Origin of the sequence: Nesterenkonia aerolata, assembly GCF_031470965.1 — a bacterium.
Lineage (GTDB): Bacteria > Actinomycetota > Actinomycetes > Actinomycetales > Micrococcaceae > Nesterenkonia > Nesterenkonia aerolata.
In genome coordinates this window covers 124,348-145,478 of the sequence record NZ_JAVKGR010000004.1, presented here as the reverse complement: position 1 = coordinate 145,478, position 21,131 = coordinate 124,348, and the positions used below count along the sequence as shown (strand labels likewise).

Below are 21,131 nucleotides of genomic sequence, written 5' to 3'. Positions count from 1 at the left end.
AGGTCTCCCGGGAAGAGGGGTAGGAGCGGTCTGCGCGCGGACGAGGACTCGCCGCGCCTGCACCAGGATATATGGAACTCTACGTCTCGCAAATCTCTGCGGGCTGTTCTGCCGCGCGTGTGGCAGAACTCACGGGCACCTCAGCGGCGCACACCATCGACGATCACGTCGACCAGCGCATCAAACCAGTTCGGCTCCGGCACCTGCCCGGCGATCATCTTCATGACCACCGGATCCAGCAGAGCGAAGGCCGCCGCCTCGACGTCGATCCCTTCACGCAGCCTGCCGGCACGCTCCTCCGACTCCAGCCGCTGCGCCAGCTGGGAGCCCTCCTGGATGCTGCCGCCGGGCACATACTCCTCCACCGTCACCCCCGAGGCGACCAGCGCGACGATCAGGCTGCGGGCCAGGGCCATGTTCTTCTCGGTGAACACCCGCTGACGAGCCTGACGCATCCACATCCGCAGATCCGCGGTGAGGTCGCCGGTGTCCGGCACCTCTCCGATGTCCAGCGCGAGCTTGCCCGCCTGGATCGCCTCCATGACGATGGCGGCCTTATCCGGCCACCACCGGTAGATGGTCTGCTTGCCGACTCCGGCCTGGGCGGCGATGCCTTCGATGGTGAGCTGCTCGAAGCCGAGCTGCTCGACGTCGATCAGATGCGCCACGGCCTGCAGCACAGCCTGGTGGGAGGTCGTGCTGCGCGGGCGACCGCGGGCGGGAGCGGGGCGAGTGGGGGTCACGTCGCCATCGTACGGGGTCCGGGCAGGTGCGCTGGAGTCGTGCTGGGCGTCGAGGGCGGGGTCGGGGGCGGCCGTCGGGGTCAGGGCGGGGCCGGAGCCGACGGCAGGGATCGACCCGGCGTCGTAGGCTGGAGCTATGGCCGAAGAGATCACCGTCCAGCCCCGCCGGGCCTCCTGGCTCACTCTGATCGCGGGGTTGCTCATCGCAGCCACTGGAATCTATTTCCTCTGGTTCGAGATCGGCTGGGCCTGGGTGTCAGTGGTCCAGCTGGGCGTCGGCGGCTGGATGGTGGCCGACGGGCTCGGACACCTCCGCCGGCACTCCAAGTACCGGCGCTGACCCCGCCGACCCTAGAGGCCTGCCACGCCAGCCACCCCTCATCGAGGGAGCAAAATTTACTGCAACTCGCCGGTATGGGACACCAATTTCTCTCCCCCGATGAGTTGCCCGCCATCACCCCTGATCGAGGGAGAGAATCTGGTGCCGACACGCCGAAATCCGGCACGAGTTTCTCTCCCTCGATGGGGAGGGAGTGGAGTGGGACGGGCAGGCCGGGACCCGGCTACTGCAACCCGGCCGTGAGCCGGCAGACATTGTCCAGGTAGCGGACCCGCAGCGGACGCTGGCGCCACTGCTCCAGGGTCAACGGCCGGGAGACCTCCATGTACTGCGCGAGCACCGCATCGGTCTGTTCCACCATCGCCGCGTCGATGATCAGCAGCGTGACCTCCAGGTTCAGGCTGAACGAGCGCATATCCATGTTCGAGGAGCCGATGACCATCGTGTCCTGATCGATCAGCATGAACTTCGCGTGCAGCACATCGGGCGCCGGGTACCGGTGGATCCGCACCCCGGCCTCCAGCAGCCCCTCGTAGTAGGACTGCTGGGCATGGTGGACCACCGCCTGGTCCGCCCGTTCGGAGACCAGCAGGGTGACCTCCACCCCGCGGTGCGCGGCACCGGTGACCGCGTAGAGGAGGGAATCATCCGGCACCAGGTACGGCGTGCATATCACCACCCGGTGGACCGCGTTGTAGAGCAGATCGTTGAACAGGCGCAGGTTGTTCTCATCCGGGAACCCCGGGCCCGAGGGCACCACCTGCACCAGAGATCCGCCGCGGGCGTCCTCGTCCTCCTGCAGGTCGATCCCCAGTCGCTCGGCGATGTTCTCCTCCGTCTCGGTGTACCAATCGGAGGCGAAGACGATGTCCAGCCCAGTGACCACCGGCCCGGAGGCCACCACGTTGAGTTCCACCCAGCGCCTGCCTGAGCGCACTGCCGAGGGCCGGTGATAATGCGGTTCGATGAGGTTGGTGGAGCCGGTCAGCGCCCGTTCGCCGTCGACGACGACGATCTTGCGGTGGTTGCGCAGATCCAGCCGGGAGAACCGGCGCTTCAGCGGGCGCACCGGCAGCACCGCATGGTGCTGGATCCGCGAGGCCTTCAGCCGACGCCGGAGCCGCCGGTACCCCTTCACGCGCATCGTGCCCATGTGGTCATAGAGCAGCCGGACGGTGACCCCGCGGTCGGCGGCACGCTCCATCGCGTCGAACACCGGGCCTGCGTAGTGCGGGTCATCGCCCATGATGTAGAAGAGCACGTGCACGTACTCTTGCGCGGAGTCGATGGCCTCGACCATCCATTCGAAGGCGTCCTCGTATTCGCCGAGCAGACGCAGGTGGTTGCCCTCGTGGATGGGGAAGGCGCCGAGGTTACGGTTCAGTGTGATGGTGCCGCGCAGCTGTTCACCGCAGGCCAGCAGGTGGTCAGTGAGGTCCATGTGACTGGTGGCCTTCAGCAGCGCCTCGTTGATGACGCGTTGACGGTCCTGCCGCCGTCGGGAGAGCTTATTGGTCCCGATCAGCAGGAACAGCGGTAGCGCAATCGCCGGGATGAAGAAGATGGCCAGCAGCCACGCCATCGCGGTGGCGGGACGGCGGTTGCCGGGGATGATGCCGAGCACGGCGATACGCACACCGACTTCGACGACGAGCACGATCCAGATCAGCCACTCAGGCAGAGTATCGATGCTGAAACCGCTCAGCGGCCAGAGCACGCCTCGACTCACCTCCTGGGTCCGGCTGGGTGAAGCGCCCAGAGCCGGGTTATCCATAGTACTCGCCGGGACGGCCGTCTCAGCGGGCGGGTGTCTGAGGTGAGGACTATGCTGTGGGTATGGCAGAGCACTTCCGTGAGGACAATGTGGCCGCCGTCGGCGTAAGGCTCGATGCTGAGCACCCCGAGGGCATGATCTTCGACCCGCATCAGCCGCAGCTGCGGGTGACGGACTTGGGCGTGGTCCGCGGGGACGGGATCTTCGAGACGATGCACGTGCTCGACGGGCATGTGCGCAAATACGACGCCCATCTGGAGCGGCTGCGCCGTTCGGCGCGGATGATGGAGCTGGGCATCCCGCCGGAGTCGGCGTGGCGGGCCGCCGTCGAACGCGGACTGGAGGAATACCGGGCCCGCGGAGGTGTGCCGGAGGAGCTGATGGTGCGGCTGACCGCCACCCGCGGGGTGGACGGGGAACCGGCCTCGGAGGACCCGGAGTATGCGGGCACCTACTGGGTGCTGCTCTCCCCGGCACCGGCATGGGCGAAGGCCGATCAGTCCACGCAGTTCAGCGTGACGCTGCTGGACCGCGGGGTCGACGCCGACGTCGCCGAGCGTGCCCCGTGGCTGCTGCTGGGTGCGAAGACGCTGAGCTACGCGATCAACATGGCCTCGCAGCGCTGGGCCAAGGCCCACGGCCACGACGACGTCATCTTCCACACCTCTGACGGGCAGCTGTTGGAGGGCCCGAACTCGACGGTGCTGCTGGTGAACCACCGTGAGGGGCAGACCCCGCAGCTGGTGACGCCTTTGCTGGAGGCTGGCGTGCTGCCGGGCACCACTCAGGGTGCGATCTTCGCGGCGGCCTCGCGTGCCGGCTGGGAGCTGGGCTATGGCCCGCTGACTCCGCAGCAGCTGCTCGACGCCGATCACGTGTTCCTCGCCGCCTCAGTGCGCGGAGTGGTGCCGGTGTGGCGGGTGGATGAGACGCAGCTGCGCGTCGACGACGAGATCACCGAGGCGCTGCGCGGCTTCCTGGCCGAGGATCTGCCGGTCAATCATCCCGGGGAGTGAGGAGCCGGATCACCAGGTGAGAGCAGTGCGCACTTCTCAGCTGCTCCGAGACGGGAGATGCTGGTCTCATGCGCATCCTCATCTTCGGCGGCACCGGTCAGCTCGGTGCCGCCATCGCACGCACAGCCCACGAGCGGGGTCACGCTGTCACCTGCCTGGCCCGGGGCACGAGCCCTGCCCCGCACGGCGTGCGGTTCGTCCGGGCTGACCGCGATCAGCCCCGCGCCTATGACGAGGTCTCGGCGGAGCGGTGGGACGCCGTCGTCGAGCTCTCGTCACAGCCGGGCCAGGTGCGCGAGGCACTGGCTGCCATCAACACAGCGCACGTCGTCTACCTCTCCTCCGTCAGCGTCTACCGTCACAGTGACGTCCCGGATCGTCAGGAGTCCGCCGAGGCATGGGCGCCCTTAGCAGCTGATCAGTTCACCGATATGAGTCAGTACGGTGCCGCCAAGGTGGCTTGTGAAACGGCCGTTGCCCGCGCTCATGGGAAGCTTGCCACGGTGATCCGGCCCGGGCTGATTTCAGGTGCGGATGATCGCACGGGGCGAAGCGGGTACTACCCCTGGAGGTTCGCCCATCCGGTGGGCGAGAAGGTCGTCGTCCCCGGAGACCTGGATTTTCCGATCGCGCTGCTCGACGTCGACGATCTCGCGGCGTGGATTCTGCACTGCCTGGAGAAGGGGGTCGGCGGGGTGTTCAATGCCGCGGGAGAGACGACCTCGCTGGGTGAGCTGCTGGAGCTGGCGCGCCGAGCATCCGGCAGTTCGGCCGGCATCGAACCTGTCTCAGCCTCGGCCCTGCTCGAGGAAGGTGTCTCCCCGTGGATGGGACCGGACAGCCTCCCGCTGTGGCTCCCGATGCCGGAGCTGCGGTGGGGCGCCACAGCTGATTCCAGCCGGGCCCTCGAGGCCGGGTTGGTGCGCAGCCCGCTGTCACAGACGTTGCAGGATGCGCTGGCTTTCGAGGAATCGCGCGGCGGACCGCAGGGGGCGGGCCTCAGCGATGCGAAGGAACGGGCGCTGCTCAGCCGGTGAGCCGGAACGCGCGGACCACGCCGACGGCGGTGACGAGCAGCAGGACGACGACGGCGAGCGGCGTGAGGATCACCGTGGGGAATACCGCGCCCCAGACGAGCACCAGGTCGAGGAGGATCAGCGGCAGGGCCGCAGCATTCCGCAGCACCATCTGCACCCCGTTGCGGTACTGCGCCTGCACATTGTGCTCGGTGAGCATGTGCGGATAGTTGTAGACCCTCGGATAGCGGGCGAGGACGAGCAACCCAGCCCAGACGAGGCCCACGAGCAAGAACGTGATCGTCCCTTCGGTCCAGATCCCTCCGGTGCGGGTGGCTTCGCCGTCGACACCGAAGTGCACCGGCACCTCGCCGCCGGCCTGCCGCGCGACCCCGATGAACCCCGCGACGGCGGCGATCATCAGCGCGGTGCTGACCGGCCCGAGCAGCCGGTCCACGGGGCCGAGCTGGATCTCGGGCTGCGGTCTTGAGGCGACCGAGGGGTAGACGAGGGTCCCGTCGCTGTCGGTGTAGGCCTCCTTGCGCAGCATGTTCTCAACTCTGGCACAGAACGGGGCCCTGTTCGTCACGAGGCCCCCGCCCGTCAGCTATTGTCATTAGCCAAATAGCTTCGCAGCATAGCTTTATGACCAGCGACGCTCTGTTCATCCCCACCCTGCGGCTGAATCAACCCGACGGCGACGTCCTATTCACGCACCGGCGCCGGGGATCCAGTGCTCCTCTCCCCCGGTATGGGTGATCTGCGCAGAACGTTCCGCAACCTGATCCCCGGCCTCGTCGAGGCCGAATACGAGACCATCACTGCCGAGCTGCGCGGGCACGGTGACAGCGATGCGAGCTTCGCCGAGTACGGCGATGAAGCCACTGCCGAAGATCTCATCACGCTGGTGGAAGAGATCGGCACCCCCGCCGTGCTCATCGACTCCTCCATGTCCGCGGCGGCCGCAGTCATCGTGGCCGCGCGCCGACCGGAGCTGGTCCGCGCGTTGGTGCTCACCGGACACCGACCGGGAGACTTCGAGGCGCACCGTACCGCAGTGCGGGCCTCCCTGCGGCGTCCGGAATACGCCAGCGCTTTCTCCCAGACGACGCGTACCAGCCACAGGGAAGCCGAGGATCTGCGCATCGCTGTCAGCGTCGTCGCCAAACGGGAGCTGCTCGGGGTCCTCACTGACACCGTGACTGGTCGATCTGGGGACGACGCCGTACACCGACTCTCCGTCGCCTACCGGGAATGGGCGCTGCGGAATCCCGGGGCCTATCCCTACACGCTGACCGCCGCGAACCCCAGCTCCGAGGCCGACGTCGAGGTCTCCGATCAGCTGGTGCGGGTCATCGCCGCCACCCTGCGCGGGTATGCGCTCGATGCCGACGCCGAGGTCCATGTGATCCGCCGTCTCCGCGCGATCCTCCACGGGTTCGTCGCCTTGGAGTTGGGCGGCGGTTTCGCCCTGCCTCAGGACGTCGACGAGAGCTTCAACCAGGCCGTCGAGTCCTTCCTCACCTCACTTCCCACCTGACTCCTGCGTTTATCCGAACTCTTTCGGAGATCCCCTCCCAATAGCGTTCGGATCACCCAAGAGATTCGGATAAACGTGGCTGCTGCTCGGTGAGGTGGGAGCGCAGCGTGGTGCCTTCGTAGGCGGTGCGGAACCGGCCGCGACGCCGCAGCTCGGGCACCACATGCTCCACAAAGTCCTCGATGCCGGCGGGCAGCGACGGCGGCATGAGGTTGAACCCGTCAGCCCCGCCCTCATCCAGCCACCGCTCGATCTCATCGGCGATCGACTCCGGCGTGCCGACCATGGTGCAGTGCCCTCCCCCGGCGGCGAGTCGACCCAGCAGCTGGCGCACCGTGGGGCGCTCGGTCTCGATGATCCGCAGGATGGTCGCGTAGCGTCCCTGCGGGCCGGTGAACTCCTCCAGCGGCGGCAGCTGGGGCACGGGCGCGTCGAGCTCCCAGCCGGAGGTGTCCTGCCCGACGAACACGCTGAGCTGGCGCAGCGACTCCTCGGCCGGCAGCAGCGCATCCAGCTCCGCCTGCTTCGCCCGAGCCTCCTCCATCGTGGAACCGACATAGGTCACCAACCCGGGCATGATGGCCACCGCGTCAGGATCCCGCCCGGCCTCAGCCACACGACGGCGTACGTCCCACCGGTATTCCTGGGCCGCGGGGAGGTCATAGGCCACGGCGTAGATGCCCTCGGCGTACCGGGCCGCGAGATTCCGGCCCTGATCCGAGGCGCCGGCCTGGAAGAGCACCGGTTCTCCCTGCGGCGGGCTGGGCACGTTCAGCGGCCCGGCCACCCGGAAGTGCTCGCCGTGGTGGTCGATGCTGTGGACCGTCTCAGGGTCCACGTAGCTGCCGTCCCGGTCGGCGAGGACCGACGATGCCGGCCAGCTTCCCCACAGCCCGCGCACCGCATCGATGAACTCAGCTGCCCGAGCGTAGCGTTCGGCATGGCCCGGCAGCGCCTGCATCCCGTGGTTCTGGGCCTCGGCGTCGAACATGGAGGTCACCACGTTGAACCCGACCCTGCCGCCGGAGATGTGGTCCAGTGACCCCAGCATCCGGGCGGCGTGGTATGGGGTCCAGAAGCTGGCGGAGACGGTGGTGACCAAGCCGATGTGCTCGGTCGCCCGGGCCACCGCACTCAGCGTGGTCACCGGTTCCAGATACCAGAGCGGACCGTCCTGCATCGCTGAGGCGGTGACCGACTGCCCGTCGGCGAGGAACATGGCATCCAGTGTGCCTCGCTCGGAGATCTGCGCCAGCTCCTCCCAATAGGTGATGTCGCCGAGGTCATCGACCCGGGAATCCTTGGCCCGCCAGGCTGCTTTGTGGTGGCCGACGCCGAAGGCGAAGAGGTTGAGCCGCAGGGGCTTCGGGTGGTTTGTCCGTGAAGTGGTGGGTGTCGTCATGCTCATCCTTTGACCAGGCCGCCGTCGACGATGAGGTTCTGGCCGGTCACTCCACGTGACCACGGGTGGGCGAAGAAGAGCACCGCATCAGCGAGCTGCTCGGGTGTGGTGACCGTGCGCAGCGGGGTGGCCGCGGCGATGCCGTCGAAGACCTCCTCCGGAGTGGCGGCGGAGGCGTCGGTGGTGCGCAGCAGACCGCCGGAGACCATGTTCACGGTGATGCCCTCGCAGCCGAGGTCGTCGGCGAAGGTGCGGGTCAGTGAGAGCAGGGCGGCCTTGGTGGCGGTGTAGTCGTGGTAAGGCACCACGGGGTGCTGGAACAGGTTGGTACCGATGTTGATGATCCGCCCGAATCCGGCGGCGCGCATGCCGGGCAGCGCGGCCTGGATCACCTGCACCGGGGCCTGCACAGAGCCGGCAAACTGCGCGGCGAGCTCGTCTGCGCTGAGGTCCGCGACTTTCGAGCGCGCGTCGCCGTTGAACACGAAGTCGACCAGCGCATTGTTCACCACGGTGGTGGGGGCGGCGCCGAAGTGCTCAGCAGCGGCGTCGAACAGTCCGCGGACCTGCTCCGGGTCGCGGACATCGGCAGCGACGGCCAGGGCACGCTCCGGGAACTGCTCGCCCAGCGCCTGCGCGGACTCCGCTGAGGTGCGGTAGTTGATGAGGACGCGTGCTCCGGCGTCTAGGAATGCGCGGGAGATCGCGGCGCCCAGGCCGCGGGCGCCGCCGGTGACCAGGACGATCTGGTCGGCGAGTGCGTGCTGCTCAGCTGGTGTGGTGGGGGTGGTCATGGCCTGCCTCTCATCTCGAGGCGAAGGCGAACGACGGCGCGTTGAGGTACGCAGAAACCGGACATTCCCTTCGCCAGTGCTAACTGGATCAGGTTCGACGGGTGTCATCTCAGCCGCGGCCGGTCATCGGCGCACGGCACCCCGTGTCACTGGTCCCATCACATCACAGGTCGAGGCCTACGTCACCCCACCACCCACCCACGTTTATCCGAATCCTCTCGGGAATCCGACTGCTGTTGGGGCAGGATTTCCGAAGAGATTCGGATAAACGTGGGTGGTTAGGCGCGGTGGACGCCTGCGGCGATGAGTGCGGCGTCGAGGATGGGAGCGACGCGCGGCTGCAGCTTCGCCTCGCCCGCACTCAAGGAGCGCAGGCCGCCCTGCTTACTGCCGTCGGCAGTGGTCGGTTTCCCGATCCACAGGGTGTGGGCCAGCTCCAGCTGGGAGGCTTGGGGGTCATGCGCAGCCATCTGCTGTGCGGCCATGATCTCCTGCACCTGGGTCTCAGTGAACGCGGGGCTCTTCGCCGCGCCGAGCCCGCCCAGCAGCCACTTGCCCCAGGGGCCGTGGAGCTCGTTGAGCTTGAGCATCTTCGAGACCTTCGTGCTCAGCTGACCGGCGGGCATATCCGCCAGCACACGGTCCTCGGTGGCCAGCACCACACGGCCCGGAGCGATGGTCACCACCACAGGGGTGCTGTGCTGGGTCATCAGTTTCTCGAACAGGTACATGCCGATCTTCATCGGCGCCGGGGAGTTCACACAGGCCTCGCGTTCTCCAGCACCGGCACGTTGCGCCGGGCAGTGTCCACGGTCTCGAGGTCGAGATCGACGACGAGCAGCTCCGGCTGCTCACCAGCTTCGGCGAGCACCTTGCCCATCGGGGAGACGATCGCGGAATGCCCCACACCGGTGGGGGCCCCGTCGACGGCGGGGGCTCCGGCGGCTGCCGGACTCCCCTGCCCGCAGGCGACGATGTACTGCGTCGAGTCCAGTGCGCGGGCGCGGGTCAGCAGCTGCCACTGCTCGACCTTCCCAGGGCCTGCACCCCAGGAGGCGGGCAGCACCGTCACCTGCGCTCCGGCGCGGGCATGGGCGGTGAACAATGCGGGGAAGCGTACGTCATAGCAGGTGGCCAGACCTAGGCGGACGCCGTCGACGTCGATCCTCGCCGTGGCTTCCCCGGGGGCGACGCTGTCCGACTCCTTGAAGCCGAAGGCGTCATAGAGGTGGATCTTGTCATAGGAGGCATCAATCCGGTTCCCGGCGGAGTCCACGCCGACGGCGAGCAGCGTATTGGTCACCCGCTGCCGGCCTTCCGCGCTGGGACTGGCCGGGGTGAACATGCCCAGCACGACGACAACGCCCGCCTCCTCGGCGATCCCCCGCACCGCCTGCGCCCAGGGGCCGTCTACGGGTTCTGCGATGGAGGTGAGGTTGTGGCCGAACTGCCGGTGGGTGGCCTCCGGGAAGACGACGACCTGCGCGTCGGCCTCGGCGGCCTTGTCCGTCCACTCGCGGACGAGCTCAAGGTTCTGCTGGGTGTCCTCGCCGGTGACGATCTGTGCTGCTGCAATCCGCATGCGCCCAGCCTACGCCGCTCACCACGCTGAGCTGTAGGTCCCGGCCAACATCGCCGCAGCCAGGGCGGCGCCGGCCAGGCCCACCCCGCCGAGGACGACCCACGCGTCAGCCGCTTGCCACGTCGAGGGCCGCGCCCAGCTGCGCGTCCCTGCACCGAATCCGCGGGACTCCATGGTCACAGCGAGGCGCGTCGCGGTGCGGATCGCCGAGACCAGCAACCCGAACGACTGGGACCCGAACGCCCGCAGCCGTGCCGCGACCCCACGGTCGGCGGTGATCCCCCGGGCGCGCCGGGCGTGACCGATGGTCGTCCACCGCTGGGTAAGCAGACCCAGCAGCCGCATCCCCGCGAGCGCACTGAGTACGAACCGGGCGGGTAGCCGCAGGTCCTGAGCCAGCGAATCTGCAAGATCGGTGGGGTCAGTCGTAGAGAACACCAGCACCGCGGGCAGCACGATCGCGAACGCACGCACGCCCAGCGCGACGCCCAGTTCCAGGGATCCCTCGCTGACCTGCGCGTACCCCAGGTCCAGCAGGACCTCCCCGGAATCCTCGCCGGCCAGCGCAGTCGACCACACCATGAGCACCCCGCCGACGGCGAAGGGCCACACCCGCAGCAGGAACTGCCCGACCCGGATCCCCGCCACAGGCAGCAGCGCGAACGAGGCCGCGACGACGACGATCGAGCTCACCCAGTCCATCGTGGAGACCAGCGCCCCGGTGACCAGCAGCACCGCGGCCAGCTTCCCGAGCGGGTTCCGCCGGCCCAACCAGGCCGCCGACCGCACCCCGGAGAGAATGGGGGCGCCGCTGGAGCGAGGAGCGTCGTCGTTGTGTTCGGGACGCGCCTCGTCGCGCGGGCTCACGTCGAACTCCTCTCCGTCGAGCGCGCGGAGGAAAGCGTCCTCGTGGGTCACCGCCACCACCGTCCCGCCCCGATCGAGGTGCTCGCGCAGCAGGATCGCCAGCTCGGCGAAGGTGTGCGCGTCCTGCCCGAAGGTGGGCTCGTCGAGCATCAGGATCTCCGGCGCGCAGATCAGCGCGGTCCCGACGGAGAGCCGCCGCTTCTCCCCGCCGGAGAGGGTGAACGGGTTCTGATCGGCCAGGTGGTCCAGGCGCAGCCGATGCAGCATCTCCTCGACCCGCTGATCGGTGTCCGGCTCGTCGGCGACGGACCGATCGGCCCGGCGGAGTCCCAGCGCCAGCTCCTCCCGGACGGTGCCGCGGACGAACTGGTGCTCCGGTTCCTGGAACACGGTGCCGATCCGAGTGATCAGCTCCGTCGATCCCCACCGGTCCGGTGAGTCGGCCAGCTCGGCGCCGTGCTCCCCCTTCAGCGCGTCCGAGGCCCGTAGGCTGCCGCCGTGTACGGGGATCAGGCCGGCGAGGCTGAGCAGCAGGGTCGACTTCCCGGCGCCGTTACGGCCGACGATCCCGAGCGCCTGCCCGCGGTGCAGGGCGACGTCGACGCCGTCGAGCACCGGGGTCGGCGGCGGGGTGCGGCGCCAGCTGCGCCGCGGCGGGGTCCGTGAGACCGCCAGTCGCTCCCCGATGAGCAGCGGTCCGCCCGTCGCGGGCCGCCGCCAGGCCGGCAGTGCGGCGGCAGGGTCGTGGCCGGGCACCCAGAGTCCCAGCTCGACGAGCTCGGCCCGCAGATGGGGGTCCTCCCGCAGCGCGGAGGCGGGCACGCGACGGCGCACCCCTGACCCGGAGTCGAGGACGATCAACGTGTCGACGTGATCGATCCACGGCTCGAGCCGGTGCTCCACGACCACCAATGTGGCGCCGGTGGATGCGGCGACGTCGACGACGGCGTCGCGGATCTGCGCCACCCCGTCCGGGTCGAGGTGGGCGGTGATCTCGTCGAGCAGCAGCATCCCGGGACGCATCGCCAGGATCCCGGCCAGCGCGAGACGCTGCTTCTGTCCCCCGGAGAGCTGCGCAGTCGGGTGCTCGAGCCCGGCGCCGAGGCCGACCAGCGCCATGGCCTCCCGCACCCGCCCCCAGATCTCCTCCCGCGGCACCGAGAGGTTCTCGGCGGCGAAGGCGACGTCGTCGCCGATCCGGGACAGCACCACCTGGGCCTCCGGGTCCTGCTGGACCAACCCCACCCGCCCACGGGCGTCCTCGGGGCTGACGCCGTCGATGAGCAGCGAACCGGAGGACACCGCCTCGTCGGCGTGGAGCACCCCGGCGGCCGCATGCAGGAACGTGGTCTTCCCGGCTCCGGAGGCCCCGGCGATCAGCACCCGTTCGCCGGCGGCGATGTGCAGATCGAGCCCGGCCACGGCGGGGGCGTCCCGTTCGGGGTGCTGGTAGGTCCACTCGGTCGCCCGGAGCGCGGCACCCCGGGCCGTCGTACGCACCGAATCGTTCAGGCTCGCGCTCATCGTCGTCGCGCTCCGAGCAGGGTGACCGACTCACGATGGGCGTGCCGGGAGGCCAGGGGGCCCAGCACCGACGTCCGGGCCAGTCCGCGGACCGCCCACCAGGTCAGCAGGCCGGCGATGACCGCTCCGGAGAGGGCGAAGCAGCCGATGTGGACGAAGGTCTCGAACGGCGCGAAGGCGTACATGGGGATGACCCAGTGGTAGACCGCTCCGCCGAAGAATCCGGACAGCCCACCGGCGAGCATGGCGACGTCGACTGTGTGACGGCGATAGAGGAACAGCAGGAAGATCAGCTCGGCGCCGAGGCCCTGGACGAACCCGGAGGACAGCACGGTGAGTCCGAACTGGGAGCCCAGCAGAGCGGAGACGACGGCGGCGACCATCTCGCAGTACAGGGCGGCACCGGGACGGCGGATGATCAGCGCGCCCAGCACGGCGGGGAAGAGCCACATGCCGTGCACCAGGGTGGCGGCCGGCGGGTAGGCGACGAAGAGGTTCGAGACCAGGTGGTAGCTGAGGTTCCAACCCCAGAAGATGACCCCACAGGCCACGGCGAGGGTGGAGGCCACGACGATGTCAGAAACCGACCACCGCAGCCGTCGGGGTGACGTCTTGGGGGACGTCTGCGGCGATGTCGTCCGATGTGCGCTGGTGCTCATGGTGCTCCTGTCGACGTGCGGCGAGCACGAAGGAGCACGAAGTCAACGGGTGCGAGCCGTCTGCCTGCATCGCACCTCGTCGTCCGTGGAGACTGCTCGACTTCCTGCGCAGGTCCTAACCTGATCAGGTTCGAGGGTCAGGGCCGTTGGGGCCCACTCTCAGCGCGTCCGCGCTCCCCTGTCGTGTCTCTGGATGACGTGCACCACAGTAGTACATGTGAGCATGCCCTCCCACTGCTCCGTCGACGGGTGATCACCCCTCCCGTCGATCCCCGGAGGCTCAGCCTGCGGGACCGCTGACCACCAGCAGCCCGGCAAGCAGGCCAAACCGCTGGTCGCCGACGCGATCGCAGAGACCCGCGGTCCGCGTCTGATCCAGTCCAAGACATGGCCCAGATCCTTCGAGGCGTCCTCACCCCACCCGTGCAGCACCATAGACGCCGGGTTGACGTCATCGTGCCGCCCCGGAGACCACCTGCCACAGCAGCGATTTTCCCACCGCCTTCCCGCCTCGTGTAGCCCACCGTGTGCGGCGCACCGATCAGGGAGTAAAAGGGCCAGATGAGGTGGGGCTCGAGGCTGCCTGGGCTAGGCTGGTGACGGACATGCACGTGGACATCACAGACCTGCTGAAGGAGTCTCATGGACAAGCTGCTGGACAAGGCGCTAAGCACCGGCATCTCGATCGCCGGAGGGATCATCGCGACGAAGGCCTTCGAGTTCGCCTGGCGTCAGGCCACCGGTGAGGAAGCGCCGAAGCACGGCGACGACGAGGAGTTCACCCTGAAGAAGGCGCTGGTCTTCGCGATCTCCTCCGCCGCGATCTCGGCCACCGTGCAGGTGCTCTCGCAGCGCGGGGCGAAGGTCGGCCGCGAGAAGATCAAGCAGGCCTACGGCAAACAGTCCGAGGTCTGAACCACAGCCGTCAGGCGCGGGGGCCGTCGATGGCCCGCCGATCATCGGCGGCCTTCCGCGAACTGTCCGACCGGTTGATCCGGTCCACCGCCGCAGCCAGCTCATCCTCGGTGAGCCGCTCCGGCTTGAAATGCTTCGTCCGATACCCGGCGCGGCCCACCATATGCGCAGACACCGGCGCCGTCAGCAGCTGCAGCATCCAGGCGAAGATCACGATCCCCACCCACGGCCAGCTGTCCCAGGTCACCGCGCAGGCCAGTACCAGCGCCAGCAAACCCAGCACCTGAGGCTTCGTCGCCGCGTGCATCCGCGAATGCAGATCCGGGAATCTCAGCAGCCCCACACCGGCCGCCAGAGACATCAGTCCGCCCACCAGCAGCAGCACCGCCACGATGATCTCTCGGATCAGTTCAGCATCGACTGCGAGCATCAGCCACGCTCCTCTTCCGTCGCCTCACCGGAGCCGCCCCCGGTCTCGCCGTCGGAGTCCGCGGCCCCGGAATTCCGCTGCTGGGCAACCCGGGTCCGCGCCAACGCCTGGAACCACGAGGTGTTGCGCTGCCCCTCCGGCGGGTCCGCCACCTCCTCAGCGTCCTGCAGCTCAGGCGCGGCATACCCATCATCCTGCAGCATCCGGCGCACCGCCGTCTCCTCCGAGGTGCTCGGCGCCTCCGGCTCATGCGCCATCACCGCACCGCCCAACCCCGGGTCAGCCTGCGGGTCGCTGCCGGTCTGCCAACTCTCCGGCCGACGAACCGCCACGAACCGGGCGATCGCCACCGCCCCCATGAAACCGATCACCGCAGTACCGACGACGAAGACGATGTAATCCTGGGAATCATTGATGACCATATCGGTGAGGAACATCGACGCCACCACGATCAGCAGCACATCCACCGAGATCACTCGGTCCAGCACCGACGGCCCGCGGAAGACCCGGTACACCGCGCACAGCATCGCCACCGCCAGCAGCGACTGCGTGATCCAATAGGCGTAGTCCAGCAGCATCAGCGCTCACCACCTCCGCCGTTCTGGGCAGTATCGCCGTTCTGCGCACGATGCCGGCGCTCCACAGGCCGCCCCCGCTCATCGCGGGAGAGCCCGCTGACCCGGCCCAACCGCTTCTCCGCCTTGACCACCGCGAGATCAGAACGGTTCCCCAACGTCCGGATCATCAAGGACTCCGTGCGCAGCGCATCACGGCGGATGCGCTCGGCATCATCGTCATCCCGGACGTCCAGGCAGTGCAGGTACAGCGTCGCCGTCGTGCGGTCCACATCCAGCACCAAAGAACCGGGGACCAGCGCCAGCGCGTGCCCCACCAAGGTGACGATGAAGTCATCGTGGCTGCGCAGCTGCACCGAGGTGATCGACCCGCCCACTTTCGGCCCCTGCGTGAACACCAGATGCGCCACATGGAACGACGCCGCCGTCATCTTCCACAAGAACCGCACGGAGAACACCAACGCCCACAGCGGGTTGAACCGCCCCGAACCACGCAGCGGCGGCAGATAGAACACCCGGACGATGATGGTCGAATACACCAGTCCCAGGATGAAGGTACCCAGGGTGAAGGACTGCCAGGCCGCCATCCACAGCACGGCCAGGAAGACGATCAGCGGCAGCTCAGCCTTCAGCGGAGTCTTCGGACGCCTCATCGGTCACTGCCCTCCTCATCGGTGCCGTAGCTCTCCGCACCGGAGTCCGATTCGGTGTTCGTGGTGACCGGAGCGAAGTCCTCGACGCCGTCGTCGTCGGTCTCCAAGTCCGGCACCTGCGAGGCGATCTCCACCAGCTCCTCCCGCACGCCGTCGACCCGCTCCTCACCAAGGACGGCCTCCAGATACGGCGCACGCTCATACATATCCCGGGCCGCCTGCTGAGAGAAGGCCATCAGCGGCCCGGCGGCCACTGTGAAGGCCACAGTCAGCCCGACCAGGAACACCGTGGGCCCCACAAGATTCATCGGCATCAATCGGCGGTTCGCCGCCCGCCCGTGCTCCAGAGTCTTCGGCAGCAGCAGCGGATCCGGGTCCTCAGCGTCCTCGGCCTTCCGCCAGAACGACCTGGTCCAGATGCGGGCCACTGCCAGCAGGGTCAGCAGCGAGGTCACGATAGTTCCAGCCACCAGCAGCCAGGCCACCCAGGTGTCCTCGGCGACACCGCCCTGGATCATACCGATCTTGCCGATGAACCCGGAGAACGGCGGGATGCCGGCCAGGTTCATCGCCGGGACGAAGAACAGGATCGCCAGCAGCGGGGACAGCTTCGCCAGACCACCCAGCCGGTCCACGTTCGAGGACCCGGCCCGACGCTCGATCAGCCCCGTGACCAGGAACAACGTGGTCTGGATCGTGATGTGGTGGGCCACGTAGTAGATCGTCGCCGTCATCCCGACCACGGAGGACAGCGCCAGACCGAACACCAGATAGCCGATATGACTGATCAGGGTGAAGGAGAGCATACGTTTGATATCGCTCTGCACCAACGCCCCGAGGATCCCGACGATCATCGTCAGCAGCGCCACCAGCAGCAGCGCGGTGTTCAGCTGCGTGCCGGGGAACAGCAGCGTCTCCGTGCGGATGATCGAGTAGATGCCCACTTTGGTCAACAGCCCGGCGAACACGGCGGTCACCGGCGCCGGCGCCGTCGGGTAGGAGTCCGGCAGCCAGAACGCCAGCGGGAAGACCGCGGCCTTGATGCCGAAGGCGACCAACAGCATCACATGCAGCAGCAGCTGCACGTGGCTCTCCAACTCGCCCAGCTTCAGCGCCAGATCAGCCAGGTTCACCGTCCCGGTGGCCGCGTAGATCGCACCGATGGTGATCAGGAACAGCATCGAGGAGATGATCGAGACCACCACGTAGGTTACACCGGCACGGATGCGCTGCTCCCCGCCGCCCATCGTCAGCAGCACATAGGAGGCGGTCAGGAAGATCTCGAAGCCGACGTAGAGGTTGAACAGGTCTCCGGCGAGGAACGCATTGGAGACACCGGCCACCAGAATCAGGTATGTGGGGTAGAAGATCGAGACGGGGCCTGAGTCTTTGCCCTCTTCAGCGGCACCCTGACCGATCGCGTAGAGCAGCACCGCCATGGTGATCAAGGAGGAGACCACCAGCATCAGCGCGGAGAACTGGTCCACCACCATGGAGATGCCCCAGGGCGCGGGCCACCCGGCCAGATGCACAGCCAGAGTTTCCCCGTGCCACACCGAGGCGATCAGCGCGACCTCCAGCGCCATGGTGATCACCAGCGAGGCCACGGTGACGATGCGCTGGACCGTCTGCTGCCGGTAGAAGGCGAAGGCGAAGGCCGATCCGAACAGCGGGATCAGCACTGCCAAGGGGATGAGCGCGGTCAGCTCTTCCTGCATGCTCAGCTCCTCCCCTCTCGACGTTCACGACGTGCGCGCCGGGATCCCGGCTTCGACTCCGGTTCAGATCCTGGCTTAGATCCCGGCTCGGATCTCGCCTCAGCCGGGGACGGTGCCTCCTCGCCGACGGCGACGGCGTCGAACTCCGTGGTCTCCGTCGGGATCTCGGAGTCCTCCTCCGGGTCATAAGCCGGCTGTTCGGCGACGCGGCGATCCTCGGGGTCATCGAGGACCTCATCCTGGCGTCCGATCACCCAGGACCGGTAGACCATCGCCAGCAGGAAGGAGACCAGGGCGAAGGCGATCACGATCGCGGTCAGCAGCAGCGCCTGAGGCAGCGGATCGAGATAGTCATCAGCACTGAGGTGATCCCGCACCAGCGGGGCCTCCCCCGCCTCGCCGGCGGACATGATGATCATCAGGTTCACGCCGTTGGAGATCAGGATGACACCGAGCACCACACGGGTCAGCGACCGCTCCAGCACCATATAGACACCGGTGGCCAGCATCACGCCCATCACGATGAGCAGGGTGAGGTTGATCGTCATCGGGCCACCCCCATGCTGGTCTCGGCGTGGACGCCGTGGCCGTAGTCGGAGGTGTCTCGGTTCTCCTCTTCCGAGCGCAAGTCGATCTCCGAGCCCAGGCTGCGCAGCACGTCCACGATCAGCCCGATCACCACCAGGTAGACCCCGACGTCGAACAGCACCGAGGAGACCAGCGCCTGCTCACCGAACAGCGGCAGGTCCAGGTCCACGTAGAAGGACTGGAACACCTGACCGCCGACGAACAGCGGGGCGATCCCGCAGACGCAAGCCACGACGATGCCCGAGCCCATCAACCCGCCGGCGGAGAAACGCATCGCGGCTTCCAGCTCATAGCGCCCTCCGGCCAGGTAGCGCAGCACGAAGGCCAGCCCCGCCATGAGCCCTCCGGCGAACCCGCCGCCGGGGGTGTTGTGCCCGGCCAGCAGTAGGTACACCGAGAGCAGCACGATCGCGTGGAACAGCAGGCGGGTCACCACTTCGAAGATGATGGAGCGGTGCTCCGGAGCCAGCGTCCGTCCGGCCACCAGCCAGGCCTCACGGGCCACTGTGGCGAAGCTGCGTGCCGCACGGATCTCGCGGACCTGGCTGGGCGAGAAGTTCTCATCAGTGAGCACCCGGCCCACCGACCCGGTGGGGATGTCCTGGACGGTGAGTCTGCGGACGTCGCGGCGTTTGACGAAGATCAGCGACGCCACACCCGTGGCTGCCGCGGCGATCACGGTGATCTCGCCGAAGGTGTCCCAGACGCGGATATCGACCAGGGTGACGTTGACGATATTGGCCCCGTGGCCGACGTCGAGCGACATCCAGGGGAACTCCTCGGAGATGGGCGCCTCGGAACGCGAGGAGACCGCCAGCGCGGCCAGGCCCATCATGACCAGGGCGAACCCGATGGCCAGCACGGCCCGGGAGACCTTGGAACGGGTGAGGCTGCGGGTCCAGATCCCGGCCGGCAGCGTGCGCAGCGCCAGGACGAAGACCACCAGCACGATGGACTCCACCAGCAGCACCGTCAGCGCGAGATCCGGCGCCCCCTGCAGGCCCAGCAGACCGGCGATGCCGTAGCCGCAGAGCCCGACCATCAGCACCGCCATGAACCGCTTCGGCGCCAGCACCGCGCCGAAGGCCCCGGCGATGACGACGACGCCCAGCACCACCTGCAGCGGCTCCTCGGCGATGATCCACGAATCCGGCGTCGGCAGCCCGCCGGCGCTGTAGAGGACTGCGACCACGGGCAGCACCGTCGCCACGGCAAGGATGATGAACAGGTAATGGCCCAGCGAACCGGACTGGGTTCGTGAGGTCAGAGCCTGGGCGAAGGCATCGAGGCTGCGGATGGAGGCACGGTAGGTGCGCTCGGCGTCGAACACGGCGGGCACACGCTCCTGCAGACGGGCGACGCCCGCGCGGCCGAGGAACAGCAGCGCACCCAGCACCCAGGTCAGCGCGGACAGGGCCAGCACGAGGGTGAATCCGTGCCACAGCGCCAGATACGTCATCGACGCCCCGGACTCCACCGGGCCGAAGAGCTCGGTGTAAGGGGAGATCATCGCCTCCAGCGGGGCCGGCCAGACGGCGAAGAGCACAGTGCCCGCCGTCAGCACCGCCGGCGCGGCCAGGAACACCGGATCCACGGGCTCGTGGAATCGGGTGTCCTTCAGCACAGCACCGCTCTCATCACGCTTGGTGCCGAAGGCACCCCAGAGGAACCGGGCGCTGTAGGCGACAGTCAGGGCGGAGGCCACGACGACGCCGACCACGACCACCCAGAACCAGCCGCCGCGAACCTCGGCCGCCTCGAGGAAGGACTCGAGGACGACCTCTTTGGCCACGAAGCCGAAGAGCGGCGGCAGGCCCGCCATCGAGGCGGCGGAGACCACCGAGATCCAGAAGAGCGGACGCTGGGTGCGCCGCAGCCCGGAGAGCACACGCAGGTCACGGGTGCCGGATTCATGGTCGATGATCCCGACCACCATGAACAGGGCGGCTTTGAAGAGTCCGTGGGCCAGGATCATCGCGACACCGGCCAGAGCCGCGTTCTCCGTGCCCAAGCCGTTGATCATCACCAGGAAGCCCAGCTGGGAGACGGTGCCGTAGGCCAGCACGAGTTTGATGTCGGTCTGCCGCAGAGCGCGGTAGGCGCCGACGAGCATCGTGGTCAGTCCGAAGCCCAGGATCACCGGCAGCCAGAAGGAGGTGTCATGGAAGCCGGGGGCGAAGCGGGCGACGAGGTAGACCCCGGCCTTGACCATCGCTGCGGCGTGCAGATAAGCCGAGACGGGCGTGGGGGCCGCCATCGCGGCGGGCAGCCAGAAGTGGAACGGGACGATCGCGGACTTCGCCAGCGCGCCGACCAGCACCAGCACGATCGCGATATCCACCTGCGTGCCGGAGAGTCCCGGCGCGGCAGCCATGATCTCAGAGAGCTGGTTGGATCCGGCGAGGTCGCCGATCCACAGCAGGCCCACCAGCATGGTCAGACCGCCGAGCTTGGTGACGATCAGCGCCTGGATGGCGGAACGGCGGGCGAAGATGCGGTGGGCTGAGTAGCCGATGAGCAGGAAGGAGAGGACCGTGGTGATCTCCCAGAAGATGAACAGCATCACCACGTCATCGGAGATCACGATGCCGAACATCGCCGCGCCGAAGGCGAAGAGCTGGGCGGCGAAGGGACCCGCAGCCCGTTCCGATGCCTTGAAGTAGCGGGCGCAGTAGAGCATGACCAGCGCGCCGACGCCGAGGATGAGCATCGCCATGACCAGGGAGAGGGCGTCGAGGCGGAACGCGAGGGAGACGCCGAACTCGGGCAGCCATTCATGGAAAGCGCCGGGAGGGGCGTTGGGCTGACCGATCCCAGCGGCTTGGTCTGCCTGGAGAGCTGGCGCGGCGAAGGCGAGCGCGACGTAGATCATCGCGGCGAGGTTCACCCCGGCCAGCAGGAAGAAGGTAGGACGGCCGAGCCGATGGTAGACCCAAGGGACTGCGATGCTCACTGCGAAGAGGACAGCGAGCACGGTCAGCATGGGACGGTGTCC

General features: G+C 68.0%; 20 protein-coding genes and 2 riboswitches. Of the genes, 5 read left to right on the top strand and 15 right to left on the bottom strand.

Features of this window, described 5'->3' with window-relative positions; all coding sequences use genetic code 11:
* Positions 1-140: 140 nt before the first annotated feature.
* Positions 141-743 (bottom strand): TetR/AcrR family transcriptional regulator, encoded by a 603-nt coding sequence (locus RIL96_RS05705; protein ID WP_310548051.1) that lies wholly within the window; start codon positions 741-743, stop codon positions 141-143.
* Positions 744-879: 136 nt separating this feature from the next.
* On the opposite strand from RIL96_RS05705, the gene RIL96_RS05700 reads away from it, so the two are divergent.
* A complete protein-coding gene (locus RIL96_RS05700) occupies positions 880-1,083 on the top strand; it encodes a hypothetical protein (RefSeq protein WP_310548050.1) in 204 nt (67 codons plus the stop codon).
* A 223-nt stretch (positions 1,084-1,306) separates the two neighbouring features.
* On the opposite strand, the gene cls is transcribed toward RIL96_RS05700, so the two are convergent.
* The gene (gene cls / locus RIL96_RS05695) at positions 1,307-2,800 is read right to left on the bottom strand and encodes a cardiolipin synthase (RefSeq protein WP_310548049.1); all 1,494 of its coding nucleotides are present in this window, start codon (positions 2,798-2,800) and stop codon (positions 1,307-1,309) included.
* A gap of 119 nt (positions 2,801-2,919) precedes the next feature.
* Between cls and RIL96_RS05690 the strand changes: the two genes are divergently transcribed.
* Both RIL96_RS05690 and RIL96_RS05685 read left to right on the top strand, forming a co-directional pair.
* Entirely contained in the window at positions 2,920-3,873 is a 954-nt protein-coding gene (locus RIL96_RS05690; RefSeq protein WP_310548048.1) for an aminotransferase class IV, read from the top strand.
* Positions 3,874-3,941: 68 nt separating this feature from the next.
* Complete coding sequence (locus RIL96_RS05685; RefSeq protein WP_310548047.1) at positions 3,942-4,910, top strand: NAD-dependent epimerase/dehydratase family protein; 969 nt, start codon at positions 3,942-3,944, stop codon at positions 4,908-4,910.
* On the opposite strand, the gene RIL96_RS05680 is transcribed toward RIL96_RS05685, so the two are convergent.
* On the bottom strand, positions 4,900-5,439 hold the full coding sequence (locus RIL96_RS05680; RefSeq protein ID WP_310548046.1) for a hypothetical protein: 540 nt from the start codon (positions 5,437-5,439) through the stop codon (positions 4,900-4,902). The genes RIL96_RS05685 and RIL96_RS05680 overlap by 11 nt on opposite strands.
* A gap of 183 nt (positions 5,440-5,622) precedes the next feature.
* On the opposite strand from RIL96_RS05680, the gene RIL96_RS05675 reads away from it, so the two are divergent.
* Positions 5,623-6,429 carry an alpha/beta fold hydrolase gene (locus RIL96_RS05675; RefSeq protein ID WP_310548045.1) on the top strand — a complete coding sequence of 269 codons (807 nt, stop codon included), beginning with the start codon at positions 5,623-5,625 and terminating at the stop codon, positions 6,427-6,429.
* Positions 6,430-6,481: 52 nt separating this feature from the next.
* On the opposite strand, the gene RIL96_RS05670 is transcribed toward RIL96_RS05675, so the two are convergent.
* From RIL96_RS05670 to RIL96_RS05645, 6 genes are all read right to left on the bottom strand, one after another.
* Entirely contained in the window at positions 6,482-7,831 is a 1,350-nt protein-coding gene (locus RIL96_RS05670) for an LLM class flavin-dependent oxidoreductase (protein ID WP_310548044.1), read from the bottom strand.
* 2 nt (positions 7,832-7,833) lie between these two features.
* Positions 7,834-8,625 carry a 3-oxoacyl-ACP reductase gene (locus RIL96_RS05665; protein ID WP_310548043.1) on the bottom strand — a complete coding sequence of 264 codons (792 nt, stop codon included), beginning with the start codon at positions 8,623-8,625 and terminating at the stop codon, positions 7,834-7,836.
* Positions 8,626-8,672: 47 nt separating this feature from the next.
* Positions 8,673-8,779: riboswitch (TPP riboswitch) on the bottom strand.
* A gap of 124 nt (positions 8,780-8,903) precedes the next feature.
* Positions 8,904-9,386, bottom strand: a complete 483-nt coding sequence (locus RIL96_RS05660; RefSeq protein ID WP_310548042.1) for a hypothetical protein — start codon at positions 9,384-9,386, stop codon at positions 8,904-8,906.
* Positions 9,383-10,207 carry a carbon-nitrogen hydrolase family protein gene (locus RIL96_RS05655; protein WP_310548041.1) on the bottom strand — a complete coding sequence of 275 codons (825 nt, stop codon included), beginning with the start codon at positions 10,205-10,207 and terminating at the stop codon, positions 9,383-9,385. The genes RIL96_RS05660 and RIL96_RS05655 overlap by 4 nt, the downstream gene beginning before the upstream one ends.
* Positions 10,208-10,225: 18 nt before the next feature.
* Positions 10,226-12,598: an ATP-binding cassette domain-containing protein gene (locus RIL96_RS05650; protein WP_310548040.1), complete on the bottom strand. Its 2,373-nt coding sequence runs from the start codon at positions 12,596-12,598 to the stop codon at positions 10,226-10,228.
* Positions 12,595-13,257: an ECF transporter S component gene (locus RIL96_RS05645; protein ID WP_310548039.1), complete on the bottom strand. Its 663-nt coding sequence runs from the start codon at positions 13,255-13,257 to the stop codon at positions 12,595-12,597. The genes RIL96_RS05650 and RIL96_RS05645 overlap by 4 nt, the downstream gene beginning before the upstream one ends.
* Before the next feature lie 84 nt (positions 13,258-13,341).
* A riboswitch (TPP riboswitch) is annotated at positions 13,342-13,447 on the bottom strand.
* 452 nt (positions 13,448-13,899) lie between these two features.
* Here RIL96_RS05645 and RIL96_RS05640 point away from each other — a divergent pair.
* Positions 13,900-14,172 carry a DUF4235 domain-containing protein gene (locus RIL96_RS05640; protein ID WP_310548038.1) on the top strand — a complete coding sequence of 91 codons (273 nt, stop codon included), beginning with the start codon at positions 13,900-13,902 and terminating at the stop codon, positions 14,170-14,172.
* A gap of 10 nt (positions 14,173-14,182) precedes the next feature.
* Here RIL96_RS05640 and mnhG read toward each other — a convergent pair whose 3' ends face one another.
* From mnhG to RIL96_RS05610, 6 genes are read right to left on the bottom strand one after another with little or no spacing between them, the layout of a single operon-like run.
* Positions 14,183-14,602, bottom strand: a complete 420-nt coding sequence (mnhG, locus tag RIL96_RS05635) for a monovalent cation/H(+) antiporter subunit G (RefSeq protein WP_310548037.1) — start codon at positions 14,600-14,602, stop codon at positions 14,183-14,185.
* Complete coding sequence (locus RIL96_RS05630) at positions 14,602-15,180, bottom strand: MrpF/PhaF family protein (protein WP_310548036.1); 579 nt, start codon at positions 15,178-15,180, stop codon at positions 14,602-14,604. Before RIL96_RS05630 ends, mnhG begins: the two co-directional genes overlap by 1 nt.
* Positions 15,180-15,830: a Na+/H+ antiporter subunit E gene (locus RIL96_RS05625; protein WP_310548035.1), complete on the bottom strand. Its 651-nt coding sequence runs from the start codon at positions 15,828-15,830 to the stop codon at positions 15,180-15,182. Before RIL96_RS05625 ends, RIL96_RS05630 begins: the two co-directional genes overlap by 1 nt.
* Positions 15,827-17,548 carry a Na+/H+ antiporter subunit D gene (locus RIL96_RS05620; RefSeq protein ID WP_310548034.1) on the bottom strand — a complete coding sequence of 574 codons (1,722 nt, stop codon included), beginning with the start codon at positions 17,546-17,548 and terminating at the stop codon, positions 15,827-15,829. Before RIL96_RS05620 ends, RIL96_RS05625 begins: the two co-directional genes overlap by 4 nt.
* Positions 17,549-17,550: 2 nt before the next feature.
* Entirely contained in the window at positions 17,551-18,096 is a 546-nt protein-coding gene (locus tag RIL96_RS05615) for a Na(+)/H(+) antiporter subunit C (RefSeq protein ID WP_310548033.1), read from the bottom strand.
* Complete coding sequence (locus RIL96_RS05610; RefSeq protein ID WP_310548032.1) at positions 18,093-21,119, bottom strand: Na+/H+ antiporter subunit A; 3,027 nt, start codon at positions 21,117-21,119, stop codon at positions 18,093-18,095. Before RIL96_RS05610 ends, RIL96_RS05615 begins: the two co-directional genes overlap by 4 nt.
* Positions 21,120-21,131 lie beyond the last annotated feature (12 nt).

Bases quoted from the DNA above. Each gene is read 5' to 3' on its own strand.
- RIL96_RS05655 (WP_310548041.1), bottom strand. From the start codon at position 10,207: ATGCGGATTGCAGCAGCACAGATCGTCACCGGCGAGGACACCCAGCAG.
- RIL96_RS05650 (WP_310548040.1), bottom strand. From the start codon at position 12,598: ATGAGCGCGAGCCTGAACGATTCGGTGCGTACGACGGCCCGGGGTGCC.
- RIL96_RS05625 (WP_310548035.1), bottom strand. From the start codon at position 15,830: ATGAGGCGTCCGAAGACTCCGCTGAAGGCTGAGCTGCCGCTGATCGTC.
- RIL96_RS05610 (WP_310548032.1), bottom strand. From the start codon at position 21,119: ATGCTGACCGTGCTCGCTGTCCTCTTCGCAGTGAGCATCGCAGTCCCT.
- RIL96_RS05700 (WP_310548050.1), top strand. From the start codon at position 880: ATGGCCGAAGAGATCACCGTCCAGCCCCGCCGGGCCTCCTGGCTCACT.
- RIL96_RS05665 (WP_310548043.1), bottom strand. From the start codon at position 8,625: ATGACCACCCCCACCACACCAGCTGAGCAGCACGCACTCGCCGACCAG.
- RIL96_RS05670 (WP_310548044.1), bottom strand. From the start codon at position 7,831: ATGACGACACCCACCACTTCACGGACAAACCACCCGAAGCCCCTGCGG.
- RIL96_RS05620 (WP_310548034.1), bottom strand. From the start codon at position 17,548: ATGCAGGAAGAGCTGACCGCGCTCATCCCCTTGGCAGTGCTGATCCCG.
- RIL96_RS05615 (WP_310548033.1), bottom strand. From the start codon at position 18,096: ATGACGATCAACCTCACCCTGCTCATCGTGATGGGCGTGATGCTGGCC.
- RIL96_RS05685 (WP_310548047.1), top strand. From the start codon at position 3,942: ATGCGCATCCTCATCTTCGGCGGCACCGGTCAGCTCGGTGCCGCCATC.
- RIL96_RS05630 (WP_310548036.1), bottom strand. From the start codon at position 15,180: ATGCTGCTGGACTACGCCTATTGGATCACGCAGTCGCTGCTGGCGGTG.
- RIL96_RS05645 (WP_310548039.1), bottom strand. From the start codon at position 13,257: ATGAGCACCAGCGCACATCGGACGACATCGCCGCAGACGTCCCCCAAG.
- RIL96_RS05640 (WP_310548038.1), top strand. From the start codon at position 13,900: ATGGACAAGCTGCTGGACAAGGCGCTAAGCACCGGCATCTCGATCGCC.
- RIL96_RS05690 (WP_310548048.1), top strand. From the start codon at position 2,920: ATGGCAGAGCACTTCCGTGAGGACAATGTGGCCGCCGTCGGCGTAAGG.
- mnhG (WP_310548037.1), bottom strand. From the start codon at position 14,602: ATGCTCGCAGTCGATGCTGAACTGATCCGAGAGATCATCGTGGCGGTG.
- RIL96_RS05680 (WP_310548046.1), bottom strand. From the start codon at position 5,439: ATGCTGCGCAAGGAGGCCTACACCGACAGCGACGGGACCCTCGTCTAC.